This window comes from Rhizobium sp. 0TCS1.26, assembly GCF_050455525.1.
Lineage (GTDB): Bacteria > Pseudomonadota > Alphaproteobacteria > Rhizobiales > Rhizobiaceae > Neorhizobium.
On record NZ_JBCIYV010000001.1, the window covers coordinates 752,372 to 767,346 of the forward strand.

Genomic DNA, 14,975 nt, shown 5'->3' on the forward strand with positions numbered 1-14,975 from the left:
GTGGCGCGAACGGGCGCGCTTGCTTGCCCATCGCAGATATTGATAATGGCCGGGAACTCAAAAAAAACGGAGCAGAGACATGTCGGTTAAACCTACACTGCATTTCACGCTGGCGGCGGTCATCGCCACCTTGGTCTCCGGTCAGGCGCTTGCCGCCGATCCGAAGAGCTGTAGCACGGTCCGCTTTTCCGACGTCGGTTGGACGGATATCACGGCCACCACAGCAACTGCTGCCGTTCTGCTGGAGGCTCTGGGCTACGAGCCGGCAATCACCGTCCTCTCCGTTCCGGTCACGTACCAGTCGCTGAAGAACAAGGACATCGACGTCTTCCTCGGCAACTGGATGCCGGCGCAGGAGAAGGACGTGAAGCCCTATCTCGACGACAAGACCGTCGAATCGCTCGGCGCCAACCTGGAAGGTGCCAAGTACACGCTGGCCACCAATGCCAAGGGCGCCGAACTCGGCATCAAGGATTTCTCCGACATCGGCAAGCACAAGGATGCGCTGGACGGCAAGATCTATGGCATCGAGCCCGGCAATGACGGCAACCGCCTGGTCATGACGCTGATCGAGAAGAACGAAATGGGCATGGGCGGCCTGGAAGTCGTCGAATCCTCCGAGCAGGGCATGCTGGCGCAGGTTGCCCGCGCCGAAAAAGATGGCAAGCCGGTCGTCTTCCTCGGCTGGGCACCGCATCCCATGAACTCGACGTTCAAGCTGACCTACCTGACGGGCGGCGATTCCACCTTCGGCCCGAACTTCGGTGGCGCCACGGTCTACACCAACACCCGCGCCGGCTTCGTCTCGGAATGCCCCAATGTCGGCAAGTTCATCTCCAACCTGAAGTTCTCGCTGCCCATGGAGAACCAGATCATGGGCAAGATCCTAAACGACGGCGAGGATCCGCAGGCCGCCGCCAAGGAATGGCTGAAGACCAATGCGGCGTCGGTCGAGCCCTGGCTTGCCGGCGTCACGACGCTTGACGGCAAGGAAGGCCTGCCGGCGGTGAAGGCAAAGCTCGGCCTCTGACGGTCGCCTCTCGCGAAACGGGCTGGAGGGTCGCCGTTCGGCGGCCAGTCGGCCCGTCATGCGCATGATACGGCGCGGGCAGACGATGCCCGCCCGGCAGCGTTCGCCGAGCGAACGGCCTTTGTTCCTGCATCGGCCTGTTTCTCCCGCATTCACCGTTCAAGCACGGGAATACGCAATTGAATTTCCTCACCGATAACCGGATCCCCATCGGGATGTGGGCCAAGCGTTTCGTCGACTGGCTGACCCTCAACGGCGCCTGGTTCTTCGACTGGCTTTCCGCCACCCTGAAGCACGTCATCGACGGGCTTCTGTTTATCCTGCAATGGCCACATCCGCTGGCCGTCGTCGCCATCATCACCGGCCTGTCCTGGTTCCTCCGCCGGTCGCCGGGCACCGCCGCCTTCACCTGTCTGGGGCTGCTGCTGATCATCAACCAGGGCTACTGGAAGGAGACCACCGAGACGCTGGCACTGGTGCTGTCGGCAACGGCCGTCAGCATGGTGATCGGCGTACCGGTCGGCATCGCATCCGCCCGCCGCCCCTGGCTCTACGAGATGCTGCGCCCGGTGCTTGACCTGATGCAGACCATCCCGACCTTCGTCTACCTCATTCCGGCGCTGATCCTGTTCGGGCTCGGCATGGTGCCCGGCCTCATCGCCACCGTCATCTTCGCCATCCCCGCCCCGATCCGGCTGACGCGGCTCGGCATCATCTCCACGCCTTCGGCCCTCACAGAGGCGGCCGTCGCCTTCGGTGCGACGCCGGCGCAGGTCCTGCGCAAGGTGGAGCTGCCCTTCGCCACGCCGCAGATCATGGCCGGCCTCACCCAGACCATCATGCTCTCCCTGTCGATGGTCGTCATTTCGGCGCTAGTAGGCGCCAGCGGCCTCGGCGTGCCGGTGGTCAGGGCGCTGAACACCGTCAACATCGCCCGCGGCTTTGAAGCCGGCATGTGCATCGTCATCCTAGCGATTATCCTCGATCGAATGTTCCGCTCCGACGGTTCGGGAGAAGGCTCATGAGCGACGCAATCATCTTCGACAGCGTCGACATCGTCTTCGGCGACCGGCCCGAGCGGGCTCTGGAACTGATGGATGCCGGCCGCAACCGCGACCATATCAGCGAAGCGACGGGTCTCGTGCTCGGTGTCTCGCAGGCCTCCCTGACGATCCGCGAGGGCGAGATCCTGGTCCTGATGGGTCTTTCGGGGTCCGGCAAATCGACGCTGCTCCGGGCCGTCAACGGCCTCGCGCCCGTTGTCCGCGGCAAGGTGTCGATCATGAGCAGCAAGGGGCCGGTCGACCCCTACCGGGCGTCTGCCCGGGCACTGCGAGACCTGCGCATGCACACCGTCTCCATGGTCTTCCAGCAGTTCGGCCTCTTGCCCTGGCGCACGGTGGCCGAAAACGTCGGCTTCGGCCTTGAACTTGCCGGCGTGCCGGAGAAGGAGCGCGACGAACGGATCGCCGAACAGCTGCAACTCGTCAACCTGACGAGCTGGGCGGACCGCAAGGTCGGTGAACTGTCCGGCGGCATGCAGCAGCGCGTCGGCCTTGCCCGCGCCTTCGCCACCGGCGCGCCGATCCTGCTGATGGACGAGCCCTTCTCGGCGCTCGATCCGCTGATCCGCACCCGCCTCCAGGACGAGCTCCTGGAATTCCAGCAGCGGCTGAAGAAGACCATCCTCTTCGTCAGCCACGACCTCGACGAGGCCTTCCGGATCGGCAACCGCATCGCCATCATGGAAGGCGGTCGCATCATCCAGTGCGGCACGCCGCAGGATATCGTTCGCGAACCGGCCGACCAGTACGTCGCCGACTTCGTGCAGAACCTCAACCCGATCAACATGCTGAGAGCCGGCGATATCATGCGGCCGGGAACGGAAGCACCGGCCCTGGCGACCCCGGTGACCGCAACGGCCAAGCCGGAGACGCCGCTCGTCGACATCCTCGACGCGCTCGCCCGCCAGCCGGGGGTGATCGGCATCGTCGAGAACGGCACCGTCATCGGCACGCTCGGCGCCGAAGAGGTGATCGCCGGCCTCACCCGCCATCGGCGCCGCGACGGGTGAAACCATGAGCCTGCCTCCCTCTGCTCCGTCGGCGGAAAAACCGTCGGTCTTGCGCGAGACGGACGGCGAAGCACGGACGCTCGCACGCCGGCTGGTGCGCTCGGCGCGCTTCGTCTCGCTGGCGGTCGTCGACCATGAAAATGGCTTCCCCGCCGTCAGCCGGGCACTGACGACGACCGACCTCGACGGCGTGCCGATCATCCTCGTCTCGGCGCTTGCACGTCACGCGCGAAGTCTGGCCGCCGATCCAAGATGCTCCTTGCTGGCCGGGGAGCCCGGCAAGGGCGATCCACTGGCGCATGCCCGCATCACCGTCTTCGCCAGCGCCGAGCCGGTCCCGAAAGATGGCGATGTCCATGCGAGGTTGCGCAGCCGCTTTCTTGCAAAACATCCGAAAGCGGCGCTTTATATCGACTTCGGAGATTTCAGCTTTTTCCGCCTTGTTCCGACATCCGCGTCGTTGAACGGCGGATTTGGCCGAGCCTATGCTCTGCAAGCCTGCGATCTGCTCATTGGAGCAAATGTGAATGCCGAGGACTGGCAACAGCTTGGCGAACGGATTATGATCAAGTATCAGGACGCGAGTCGGCTGGCCGAGGCGGTTGGCGCGCCGAAGGCTTCCAACTACCGCTTGTGTGGGATTGATCCGGCAGGCTTCGACTTGATCAGCGGGAACGTGTCCTTTCGGCACGATTTTCACTCTGAGATCTCCTCCCCGGAAGTTGCGGAGGCGGAAGTTAAGCAGATACTTGACGTTGTACAGACGCTACGCAAAATTTAGGGATATACAATCCTTCTTCTAACTTGCTAGATTTGCGATACATTGTTGCCGGTCGCGGGGCCGGTGATTCAGTTACTAGGGGACGACTGAGGGATATAAGATGACGCTACTCTCTGATCACTCGACCGCCGCGGCGAACCTCCTGTCCGCCATGGCCAATCCGAAGCGACTCATGATTCTGTGCTGTTTGGTGAAGGGCGAGGTAGCAGTTGGCGCATTGGCGACGAAGGTCGGCCTCAGCCAGTCGGCCCTGTCGCAGCACCTGTCGAAGCTGCGCGCCCAGAAGCTGGTCAACACGCGCCGCGACGCGCAGACGATCTACTACTCCAGCTCGGCCGAGTCGGTCATGAGGGTCCTCGAAACCCTCGAGCTTCTGTACTGCCAGCCGGCGCCGGCGAAAACCGCGGCCTGATGACAGCGCAAACATAGCTTCAGGTTCAGAGCCTGCAGAAGCGGATGCATGGTGGGGGCCAGGCATTCGCTTCTTTGTTTCTGCCGGACACGCAGATCTGTCCGGCAGGCTGAGCAGGCAGGCAGGCGATCCGCCACGGCCTGATACTCCGATCGCCGCTTTGTCGGCTTGACGCTCGGGCAGCGCTTGATACCTTGCCGCGATCGTCGCGCCTCCCGTCAGGCCGCCGGCCGGGGAAATGGCCTCCCGTTCTCCGCATGGGCCATGGAGATCATCATGTCGAACCGTTCGAATACCGCTCCCAACGATCTGCGCGCGTTCTGGATGCCGTTTACCGCCAACCGCCAGTTCAAGAAGGAACCGCGCCTGTTCGTGTCCGCCAAGGACATGCACTACACGACCCATGACGGTCGTCAGGTGCTGGACGCGACGGCCGGCCTGTGGTGCGTCAATGCGGGCCACTGCCGCCCCAAGATCACCGAGGCGATCCGCGAGCAGGCAGGCGAACTCGACTACGCTCCGGCCTTCCAGCTCGGCCATCCGAAGGCCTTCGAGCTCGCCAACCGGCTTGTCGACATCGCGCCGGAGGGCATGAACCACGTGCTCTTCACCAATTCCGGGTCGGAATCGGTCGACACGGCGCTGAAGGTCGCCATCGCCTACCACCGCGCCAAGGGTAACGGCGCCCGCTTCCGCCTGATCGGCCGCGAGCGCGGCTATCACGGCGTCAATTTCGGCGGCATCTCCGTCGGCGGCATCGTGTCCAACCGCAAGATGTTCGGCACGCTGCTGACCGGCGTCGACCACATGCCGCACACCCACCTGCCCGGCCAGAACGCCTTCACCCGCGGCGAGCCGGACCATGGCGGCGACATCGCCACCGAGCTCGAGCGCATCGTCACGCTGCACGACGCCTCGACCATCGCCGCCGTCATCGTCGAGCCGGTTGCCGGCTCCACCGGCGTGCTGGTCCCGCCGAAGGGTTATCTGCAGAAGCTTCGCGACATCTGCACCAAGCACGGCATCCTGCTGATCTTCGACGAAGTCATCACCGGCTACGGCCGCCTCGGCGCTCCGTTCGCCGCACAGTACTTCGGCGTGACGCCGGACATCATGGTGACGGCCAAGGGCCTCACCAACGGCGTCATCCCGATGGGCGCGGTGTTCGTCACCTCGGAAATCCATGACGCCTTCATGACCGGGCCGGAGCACATGATCGAGTTCATGCACGGCTATACCTATTCCGGTAACCCGATCGCTTCGGCCGCGGCTCTGGCGACGCTCGACACCTACAAGGAAGAAGGCCTGCTGACCCGCGCCCAGGAAATGGCCGGCTACTGGGAAGACGGCCTGCACTCGCTGAAGGATTGCCCGAACGTCATCGACGTTCGCAACATCGGACTGGTCGGCGCGATCGAGCTCGATCCGATCGCCGGCGAACCGACCAAGCGTGCCTTCTCTGCCTTCCTCAAGGCCTATGAAGACGGGCTGCTGATCCGCACCACCGGCGACATCATTGCCATGTCGCCGCCGCTGATCGTCGAGAAGCACCACATGGACGAGATCTTCGGCAAGCTGCGCAAGATCCTCACCGGCAATATCTGACGCATGCGCACGATCGGCAGGAGATGGCGGACGTCGGTCCGCCGCCTCTTCCGGGCGCGGTTGCGTCCGGCCGGATACGTGCCGCTGATCGGCGTCAGCCTCTGGCTATCCGCGGGTGCCGCCATCGCGCAGGATCCGGGCGTCGACTGGGGCAATGCCGGCAAAGGGGCGGCCCTGCCGAAGCTGGCGCTGCCGGCCGAAAAGCCAACGCTGCCGGGCAGCGGCTTTGATTGCGGGACGGTCACCGTTCCTGAAGCGGACGAGCGGCTGGTGCGACCATCGGATCCCGGCGGCAAGTCGGCAAGGACAGAACGCTGCAGCCGCGACGGGTTCTCGCTTGAACTCAGAGCGCCGCCGCGTTAGCCACGCCATCTATTATTGCGCATCCGCTTACGGACCGAACCGAAGCTGCGCAAAATATGGTCGATCTGCGTTATTTTGTTGCGCTCAACCTGCGCTCTTCCTAAAACTCCGGGATCTGCCCGCAGCCACTGACATGCTGTGGGGATGATCGTTTCCGCCTCCGGACCCCGATGCTGCCGAACGCTTGCGCGCCCGACATCCGGCCTGAGGCTGACCCCAAGGAGTACCGACACATGAACCTCAAGACCCTGCTGGCAGCCACCGCTCTCGCATCGATGACCCTCTCCTCAGCCGCCCGTGCCGATGTCGTCATCGGCCTCATCGCACCGATCACCGGCCCGGTCGCGGCCTATGGTAACCAGGTGAAGAACGGCGTCGAAACCGCCATCGAGGTGATCAACAAGCAGGGCGGCATCCTTGGCGAAAAGGTGGTGCTGAAGATCGCCGACGATGCCGGCGAGCCGAAGCAGGGCGTCTCCGCTGCCAACCAGCTGCTCGGCGACGGCATCCAGTTCGTTGTCGGCCCCGTGACCTCCGGCGTTGCCATGCCGGCATCCGATGCGCTTGCCGAAAACGGCGTGCTGATGGTGACGCCGACGGCGACCACGCCCGAACTCACCAAGCGTGGTCTGGAAACGGTGCTGCGCACCTGCGGTCGTGACGACCAGCAGGCGGAAGTCGCTGCCGCTTACGTGCTCGCCAAGCTGAAGGACAAGCGCGTGGCGATCATTGACGACAAGGGCGCCTATGGCAAAGGTCTCGCCGATGCCTTCAAGGCAACCCTCAACAAGGGCGGCGTGACCGACGTGGTGAACGAATCCGTCACCGCCGGCGACAAGGACTTCAGTGCGCTGACCTCGCGCCTCAAGGCCGAGAAGGTCGATGTCATCTATTTCGGCGGCTATCATCCGGAAGGCGGTCTGCTGGTGCGCCAGCTGGCCGATCTCGGCTCGCATCCGGTCCTGATCGGCGGCGATGGCCTGTCGAACTCGGAATACTGGAGCATCGGCACCAAGGCTGCCGAGGGCACGATGTTCACCAATGCCGCCGATGCGACGAAGAACCCCGACGTCAAGGCCGCCGCCGAAGCGCTCGCAGCCAAGAACATCCCGGCGGAAGCCTTCACGCTGAACGCCTATGCCGCCGTCGAGGTCATCAAGGCCGGGATCGAAAAGGCCGGCAGTGCCGACGATGGTGCAGCCGCCGCTGCCGCGCTGAAGTCCGGCGAGCCTGTCGCAACCGCCATTGGTGCGCTGACCTTCGGTGAGACCGGCGACCTGACATCGCAGGCCTTCTCGCTCTTCAAGTGGCAGGACGGCAAGATCGTCGCTGCCGAGTAAGGCGGCAAACCACGCGCTGCGAAGCGGCCGGCAACGGCCGCTTCCTTTCGTTCAGGGGGTGGATTGGCCTGCCCTCAGGCCCGCAGCAGGATGCCGGCTTCCGTCGCCGCCGCCACGAACGCCGTGCGCGCCTCTTCCGGCTTGCGTTTGCCTTCCACCGCGCCGGCACAGGCAACCAGTGCCGCATCGAGTGCCGCGCCATCTTCGAGCGGCCAGTCGTCGATCATCGCCCAGGCCGCGGCCTGCAGAGTGCTGATAGCGGTTTCTACCGGCGGCTCGCCGATGGAAATGACGACGGGGGATGTCCAGGAAATGCTCATATGCGCTTTCTAGCCGATCCGCCGCGATCGTCCTAGTCCCTCTCTCGCCGATGAACTGCTGCAAACCGCTTTCCCAGTCATGCCACGGGAGGCTAAGCTGCGCGACGACGAACCGGAGACGCACAGCCATGACCACCCGCCTCGAATCGCGCATCGAACAGGGAACCGGCCGTAAGCCCGCCGATATCGTTCTGCGCGGTGGACGGTTCTTCGACCTCGTGACGGGCGAACTGGTGGCCTCCGACATCGCCATCTGCGGCGACACGATCGTCGGCACCTGCGAGGCCTATGACGGCGCCCAGGTGATCGACATCACCGGCCGCATCGTCGTGCCGGGCTTCATCGACACACACCTGCATATCGAAAGCTCGCTTGTCACCCCGCACGAATTCGACCGCTGCGTCCTGCCCTATGGCGTGACGACCGCGATCTGCGATCCGCACGAGATCGCCAACGTCATCGGCACCGAAGGCATACAGTTCTTCCTCGATTCGTCCGAGCAGACGATCATGGACATCCGCGTCCAGCTGTCCTCCTGCGTGCCCGCCACGCATCTGGAAACGGCCGGTGCCGACCTGCCGATCGAGCGGCTGCTGCCGTTCCGCGACCACCCGAAGGTCATCGGCCTCGCCGAGTTCATGAATTTCCCCGGGGTCATCCACAAGGACCCCATCTGCATGGCCAAGCTCGAGGCCTTCCAGGGCGGCCATATCGACGGGCATGCGCCGCTGCTCTCCGGTCTCGGGCTGAACGGCTACCTGTCGGCCGGCATCCGCACCGAGCATGAGGCGACCACCGCCGAGGAGGCGATGGAAAAAATCCGCAAGGGCATGCACATCCTGGTCCGCGAGGGCTCCGTATCGAAGGATCTGCACGCGCTGATGCCGATCATCACCGAGCGCCTGTCGCCGTTCCTGGCGCTCTGCACCGACGACCGAAATCCGCTCGATATCGCCGAGGAAGGCCATCTCGACTACATGATCCGCACGGCGATCGCCCACGGTGTCGAGCCGCTTGCCATCTACCGCGCCGCCTCCATCTCGGCGGCCCGCGCTTTCGGCCTGCGCGACCGCGGACTTGTCGCGCCCGGCTGGCGCGCCGATCTGGTCGTCCTCGACAGCCTCGAAAACTGCAAGGCGCAGATGGTGTTCTCCGCCGGTCGCCGCGTGACGCCGGAATTGTTCGAGACCCGTCAGCCGGTGGAACCGGTCGGCCTCGACAGCGTCAAGGCGCGCAGCATCCGCTCCGCCGATTTCCTGGTGCCGGTCAAGACCGAGGAACTGCCGGTGATCGGTGTTCTGCCGGGCAAGATCATCACCGAGCACCGCCGCTACCGCCTTCCCTCGGCCGGCAACCAGACGACCGTCGACCTTGACCGCGACATCATCAAGGTCGCCGTCATTGAGCGGCACGGCAAGAACGGCAACCATGCCAATGGCTTTGTCCAGGGGTTTGGCCTGAAGAAGGGCGCCATCGCCTCGACGGTCGGGCATGACAGCCACAACATCTGCGTCGTCGGCGTCAGCGAGGAGGACATGGCGCTGGCCGCCAATCGGCTGTCGGACATCCGCGGCGGGTTCGTTGTCGTCGAGGATGGCAAGGTGACCGGCGAGATTGCCCTGCCGATTGCGGGGCTGATGAGCCTCGAGCCGTTCGAGACGGTGCGCGACACGCTGCAGAACCTGCGGCAGGCAGCCTATGCGCTCGGCACGACGCTCGCCGAACCTTTCCTTCAGGTCGCCTTCCTGCCGCTGCCGGTCATCCCGCACCTGAAGATCTCCGACCGGGGCATGGTCGACGTCGACGCCTTCAGCCTTTTGGACTGACCTTCGCGGACGCTGCCGTCGGAACGGCTGCCGGCCTCAGCGCTTCGCCGACGGCTGAGGCCGCCGAACGCGCCGAGGTGCGGATCGAAGACGCGATCGCCTCGACCCGGTCGACCTGCTGGTGAAAGGCATCGAGTGCCCGGCCCCGCAGGACGGTTCCCGCCGGCATCTGCGCCTTGGTCGGGTCGGCATAATTGTTGCCGACGCGCAGCTCGTAATAGAGGTGCGGCCCGGTCGACAGGCCTGTCGAGCCGACATAAGCGATCACCTGTCCCTGCGCCACGCGCTGGCCGACCTTCAACGCCTCGGCGGCCTTCTCGATATGCGCATAGGTAGTCGAATAGCCGCCATCGTGGTGGATGCGCACATATTTGCCGTAGCCGTCCTCGAAGGAGATCTTCTCGACCACGCCGTCGCCGGCAGCAACGATCGGCGAGCCCTGCGGCGCCCTGAAGTCGACGCCGTTGTGGAACTTGCGCGTCTGCAGGATCGGGTGCACCCGCCAGCCGAAGCCGTCACCGATCTGTCCGGCCGCCACCGGCTTGTGCATGAGGGTCTTGGAGACGGAATGGCCCTCGTCGTCGAAGAATTCCGCGCGGCCGCTCCTTGAACCCGCATAACGGTAGAACTGGCGGTCCTTGCCGCCGATGTGGACGCTGACGGATACCAGCTCTCGCTCGCCGTCCTCGCGGCTGCGAAACACGACGTCGGTGATCGGCGGCGCCTTGGAGCGCTCCCAGCGAATGGCGTTGGCCTGCAACAGCCCGACGACCTGCAGGCCGACATCCGCCGGCACCCTCGCCTGCGCCAGCTGCTCGACGAGATGCGGATAACCGGTCGCGACGCGCCGCAGCTTGCGATCCGCCTCCGGCTCTTCCGCCGACTCGACCTTTCCCACGCCGTCGCCCACACTATCGCCCGCAAGCGCCTCGGCGAGCAGCCGGTCGTAGAGGTGACGATCCTTGACCTCCTGGAAGCCGCCGTCGTCGCGGCGAGCCAGCAGCCGCTCGCCGCCTTTGGGCGACGTGTGCCGCGCAAAGACGATCTGTGAGACGCCAGGTTGTGCCGGATGCTCGCCAATCAGAAGGTCGAGCTCTTCGCCCGCCTGGACCGTCTGGCTGCCGAGCTGGCGTGCGAGATGTTCGAATTCGGCCGCCGGAACGTCGACCGCACCTTCTATGGCAGCGATCGGTTCGGCATGCGCCGGCAGCGCCACCAGCCGGCGGACAGGACGCGATGCGCGCACCGGCGCAACGCTGACATTGAGCGCCGGATCCGTCGCCGGCATCATCTGGCTTGGCGTGTCCGTGAGAGCGGTCTGTCCCGGGCGCCGGCGCTCTGCCGTCACCCCCGCCCGCAGAACGAGACCGAACGGGTCGACGGCTCCGGCAGGCTCCTGATAGGCGGCAAGCCGTTCGGGCTCGACTGCCGGGGCATCGTCGTGCGGCTCGAGCGGAATATCGAAATAGGCGAACCGACCGAACGACCCGTCCTCCATCCGCTCGATGAGGTCGAGCTTTGCCGAAGCGCTCAGCGCCGGCATCCAGACGCGCCCTTTCTTCGGCATGCTGACCGGCTGGCGCCTGGTGCGTGCAAGCGTCACCAGCTTCAGTCCCGCCGGAACCGGACCGCTGGAACTTGCCAGGCAGGTGCCGAGTGGCGCAGCGATCAGCAGGCCGAGCACGCTCAGCGAGACCGACAAGCGCCAGCGATTGCGGAAGGAGGACCGGTCGTTGCCGGGGCGGGGATCGATGGCGAGGCTAGCCTTTTCGGCGCACCCAGTTGATGCGCATACAATCCCGGTCGCCGCCATGCGTTGATCGTCCCCGATGAAACCCGGGGCCGACGTTATCCCGCGGCATGGCGAAAGTGTGTCTGGCAGCGCCGGTCCAGGTTGGCGCTGCGCGATGATCACAGGCTTGTCGGCTGCATTACCCGCGGTGCAGCACCATTCCGGCATGGTAGAGCACGTCGCGGCGAAATTCGCCGGCAGCCGTGAAGCCGGCATCGTCGGTGTAGGCGATACGGTCACCATGGATCTCGTAGCGGCCTTTGTAGACGCGCTCGCGGTTGCCGCGTGATTCGACATAGCGGCCGTTCGGCAGCAGTTCGTGACGGATGAAGCCATCCTCGGTGGTCCAGAGGTCGGCATAGGATGAGCAGTCATCACCCTCTCCTCGATCGTGTCATGGTGGTGGAGGCGCGGCGCGGGCTCGCTGGCGTGAGGCGGCAGCAGCCACAGCCGCCGTCGCCTCTTATCTTCGGGCTCAGCCGTTCATATATCTGCGGCGCAGTTCGTCCTGGCGTCTGCGTTCGACGGATCTGCGGTACCGGCGCATCCCGGCATCGATAAAGTCCATCACCCAGTTCATCGGGCTTTCAAGCAACCTCTGGAAATTTTGCATCTCCGTCTCCTTTCTTCGAAATCTGTTCGATGGTGTGTTCGCTTCTGCCCATGCAATATGCCAAAGCAGGCGCCGGGGGAGGTAGACCAGGAGTCCGGGATGATTGCACAAAAACCCGAACCTTCGATCTGGATGCTGGAAGGTTGCCCCGTACCCTGCTAAACAACACTCCATCAAACGCCGGAACTTTCGGCTGAAAATTGCGCATTCGGATAGGATGATCATGCAGCCTTTGAACGAACTTGCCGAACTGATTGCACAACACACCAGAGAGGATGGCGTGTTCTCCACGGCAATCCCGCGCCTCAGCCTTGTGCGGATGTCGGCTCCGACGGAGCCGACGCTGAGCGTCCAACAGCCGTCGCTCTGCGTCATTGCCCAGGGCATCAAACATGTGACGCTGGCCGACGAGCTGTTCGAATACGGTCCCGCCCGGCACCTGATTGCCTCGGCCGACCTGCCGATCAGCGGTCGGGTGATCGAGGCGACCGCCGAGCAACCCTATTTCAGCCTGAAGCTGGACCTCGACATCACCGCTCTGACGGCGATGATGATGGAGGTGAGGCCCGCCGAGATGTCTGCCGGTCCGTCGAAGGTCTGCGGCAAGGCACTCTGCGTCAGCCGCACCGATCCGCAATTGCTCGATGCAGCGGTGCGGCTGGTGCGCCTGTTGAACACGCCGGAGGATATTCCTTACCTCGCGCCGCTTGTCGAACGGGAGCTGCTCTACCGGCTGATGCGCGGCGAGCAGGCCGAGAAGCTGCGGCGCCTGCTGATGCCGGAGAGCCGACTGGCGCAGGTCAACCGGGCGATCTCCTGGATCCGCACGAACTACGACAAGCCGTTCAGCATCGACCATGTGGCACGCGAGGCACGCATGAGTACCTCGTCGCTGCACGAGCATTTCCGTGAAGTGACGGCAATGAGCCCGCTGCAGTACCAGAAGCAGCTGCGGCTGCAGGAGGCCCGCCGGCTGATCCTGGCGGAGGCGCTGGACGCCGCCAGCGCCGCGCATCGGGTAGGCTATGACAGCCCTTCGCAGTTCAGCCGCGAATACCGCCGGCTGTTCGGCGCCCCGCCGATCCAGGACGTCTCCCGCCTGAAGGCGGAGCCGGCGCGCTATGCGTCGGCACCCGCGTAAGGGTCACGTGCGGCAGAACTTTCAGACCTTGGCGCAGAACACGTCGAATGCGCCAAGCCGTACACTGCGGTCCGACAGCGGCGGATCGTAGCCCGGCATCGGCTCCGGGCTGACCTCGGTAAATTCCGCCGGCAGTGCATAGTCCTGCGCCTCGCGCGTCAGGTTGAAGACGAACAGCAGCCGCTCGCCCTGCTTTTCCCTCACGAACACCAGGAGATCGGCGGCTGTATCGACGAACGTCATGTCGCCGTCGAGCAGCACCGCGTGGCGCTTGCGGAACTCCAGCGTCCGGCGGTAGTGGTTGAGCACCGACTGCTCGATATCCTGCTGTCCGTCAACGGCCAGCACCGCCTGCTCGGGCGGTACCGGCAGCCATGCCTTGGTCGCCTCGCTGAAGCCGGCGAGCGACTTCTTGGCGTCCCAGACCATCGGCGTGCGGCATCCGTCGCGGCCCTTGAAGGCCGGCCAGAAGCGGATGCCGTAGGGGTCGCGCAGGTCCTCGAAGGACAGTTCCGCCTCCGGCAGGCCGAGCTCTTCTCCCTGGTAGAGGCAGATCGAGCCGCGCAGCGTCGACAGCACGCTGATCGCCAGCCGGGCGATCGGTTCGCGCTCCTGCGGCGTCTGCATGAAGCGGCTCACATGGCGCACCACGTCGTGGTTGGAGAACGCCCAGCAGACCCAGCCGTTGGTGACGATCTCCTGGCAACGGGAAATCACGCCGCGGATGTGCTTGGCTGTAAATCGCGGGCTGAGGAGGTCGAACGTGTAGCACATGTGCAGCTTGTCATCGCCGCTGGTGTAGATCGCGAGCGTCGTCAGCGAGCGGTCCCCGTCTCCCACTTCGCCGACCGTCGTGCGGCAATCGTACTGGTCGAGCAGCGACCGCAGCCGCTTGAGGAACTCGATATTTTCCGGCTGGCTCTTGTCGTAGAGGTGGCTCTGCATCGAATAAGGGTTGGTGTCCGTCTCCAGCCCGGTGGTGTTGGCGTCGTAGACCACCGGCGGATTGGGCCGCAGCTGCTTGTCATGGAAGTAGTAGTTGACCGTGTCGAGGCGGAACCCGTGCACGCCGCGCTCCAGCCAGAACTTGACGGTCGCCAGCATGGCGTCCTGGACGTCGGGATTGTGGAAGTTGAGGTCCGGCTGCGAGAGCAGGAAGTTGTGCATGTAGTACTGCTTGCGGATGCCGTCCCATTCCCAGCCCGGCCCGCCGAAGATCGACAGCCAGTTGTTGGGCGGCGTGCCGTCCGGCTTCGGATCGGCCCACACATACCAGTCGGAACGCGGATTGGTGCGGCTGGAGCGGCTTTCGATGAACCACGCGTGCTGGTCGGACGTGTGGCTGATCACCTGGTCGATGATCACCTTCAGCCCCAGCCTTTCGCACTCGGCCATCATCTCGTCAAAATCGGACAGCGTGCCGAACATAGGGTCGACATTGCAGTAGTCGGCGACGTCGTAGCCCATGTCGGCCATCGGCGAGGTGAAGAACGGCGACAGCCAGATGGCGTCGACGCCGAGCGAGGCGATGTAAGGCAGGCGGCTGGTGATGCCCTTGATGTCGCCGATGCCGTCACCGTTGGTATCCTGGAACGAGCGCGGATAGACCTGGTAGATGACCGCGCCACGCCACCAGTTGGGATCGCCGTTCTGTGCCGTTACCATTGCCATGCGTCAT

General features: G+C 64.6%; 14 protein-coding genes and 1 pseudogene. 10 read left to right on the top strand and 5 right to left on the bottom strand.

Going from position 1 to position 14,975, the window contains the following annotated elements; translation table 11 throughout:
- The first annotated feature begins 79 nt into the window (after positions 1–79).
- The 8 genes from AAIH46_RS03635 to AAIH46_RS03670 all read left to right on the top strand — a co-directional run bounded on the left by AAIH46_RS03635 (position 80) and on the right by AAIH46_RS03670 (position 7,605).
- A complete protein-coding gene (locus tag AAIH46_RS03635) occupies positions 80–1,030 on the top strand; it encodes a choline ABC transporter substrate-binding protein (RefSeq protein WP_430304233.1) in 951 nt (316 codons plus the stop codon).
- Positions 1,031–1,209: 179 nt separating this feature from the next.
- Complete coding sequence (gene choW / locus AAIH46_RS03640) at positions 1,210–2,055, top strand: choline ABC transporter permease subunit (protein WP_430304234.1); 846 nt, start codon at positions 1,210–1,212, stop codon at positions 2,053–2,055.
- Entirely contained in the window at positions 2,052–3,104 is a 1,053-nt protein-coding gene (gene choV, locus AAIH46_RS03645; RefSeq protein WP_430304235.1) for a choline ABC transporter ATP-binding protein, read from the top strand. Before choW ends, choV begins: the two co-directional genes overlap by 4 nt.
- Before the next feature lie 4 nt (positions 3,105–3,108).
- Positions 3,109–3,885 carry a HugZ family protein gene (locus tag AAIH46_RS03650; protein WP_430304236.1) on the top strand — a complete coding sequence of 259 codons (777 nt, stop codon included), beginning with the start codon at positions 3,109–3,111 and terminating at the stop codon, positions 3,883–3,885.
- Between the two features lie 100 nt (positions 3,886–3,985).
- Positions 3,986–4,297 (top strand): ArsR/SmtB family transcription factor, encoded by a 312-nt coding sequence (locus AAIH46_RS03655; RefSeq protein WP_430304237.1) that lies wholly within the window; start codon positions 3,986–3,988, stop codon positions 4,295–4,297.
- Positions 4,298–4,573: 276 nt separating this feature from the next.
- Positions 4,574–5,902, top strand: a complete 1,329-nt coding sequence (locus AAIH46_RS03660) for an aspartate aminotransferase family protein (protein ID WP_430304238.1) — start codon at positions 4,574–4,576, stop codon at positions 5,900–5,902.
- A 3-nt stretch (positions 5,903–5,905) separates the two neighbouring features.
- Positions 5,906–6,265: a hypothetical protein gene (locus AAIH46_RS03665; RefSeq protein ID WP_430304239.1), complete on the top strand. Its 360-nt coding sequence runs from the start codon at positions 5,906–5,908 to the stop codon at positions 6,263–6,265.
- A 233-nt stretch (positions 6,266–6,498) separates the two neighbouring features.
- Entirely contained in the window at positions 6,499–7,605 is a 1,107-nt protein-coding gene (locus AAIH46_RS03670; RefSeq protein ID WP_430304240.1) for a branched-chain amino acid ABC transporter substrate-binding protein, read from the top strand.
- 74 nt (positions 7,606–7,679) lie between these two features.
- Here AAIH46_RS03670 and AAIH46_RS03675 read toward each other — a convergent pair whose 3' ends face one another.
- Positions 7,680–7,925, bottom strand: coding sequence for a DUF982 domain-containing protein (locus AAIH46_RS03675; RefSeq protein WP_430304241.1), 246 nt, complete (start codon positions 7,923–7,925; stop codon positions 7,680–7,682).
- A gap of 128 nt (positions 7,926–8,053) precedes the next feature.
- Between AAIH46_RS03675 and ade the strand changes: the two genes are divergently transcribed.
- Positions 8,054–9,751, top strand: a complete 1,698-nt coding sequence (ade, locus tag AAIH46_RS03680; protein WP_430304242.1) for an adenine deaminase — start codon at positions 8,054–8,056, stop codon at positions 9,749–9,751.
- Here ade and AAIH46_RS03685 read toward each other — a convergent pair.
- The 3 genes and pseudogenes from AAIH46_RS03685 to AAIH46_RS03695 form a co-directional block, all read right to left on the bottom strand.
- Complete coding sequence (locus AAIH46_RS03685) at positions 9,735–11,453, bottom strand: M23 family metallopeptidase (RefSeq protein ID WP_430304243.1); 1,719 nt, start codon at positions 11,451–11,453, stop codon at positions 9,735–9,737. The two genes, ade and AAIH46_RS03685, sit on opposite strands and share 17 nt — an antisense overlap.
- A 229-nt stretch (positions 11,454–11,682) precedes the next feature.
- Positions 11,683–11,904: pseudogene (locus AAIH46_RS03690) on the bottom strand (Atu4866 domain-containing protein); the annotation flags it as partial.
- Positions 11,905–12,018: 114 nt separating this feature from the next.
- Entirely contained in the window at positions 12,019–12,156 is a 138-nt protein-coding gene (locus AAIH46_RS03695) for a hypothetical protein (RefSeq protein ID WP_430304244.1), read from the bottom strand.
- 223 nt (positions 12,157–12,379) lie between these two features.
- Here AAIH46_RS03695 and AAIH46_RS03700 point away from each other — a divergent pair, with 223 nt between their 5' ends.
- Positions 12,380–13,297: an AraC family transcriptional regulator N-terminal domain-containing protein gene (locus AAIH46_RS03700; RefSeq protein WP_430304246.1), complete on the top strand. Its 918-nt coding sequence runs from the start codon at positions 12,380–12,382 to the stop codon at positions 13,295–13,297.
- A gap of 21 nt (positions 13,298–13,318) precedes the next feature.
- On the opposite strand, the gene AAIH46_RS03705 is transcribed toward AAIH46_RS03700, so the two are convergent.
- Positions 13,319–14,962, bottom strand: a complete 1,644-nt coding sequence (locus AAIH46_RS03705) for an alpha-glucosidase (RefSeq protein ID WP_430304986.1) — start codon at positions 14,960–14,962, stop codon at positions 13,319–13,321.
- Positions 14,963–14,975: the final 13 nt, after the last annotated feature.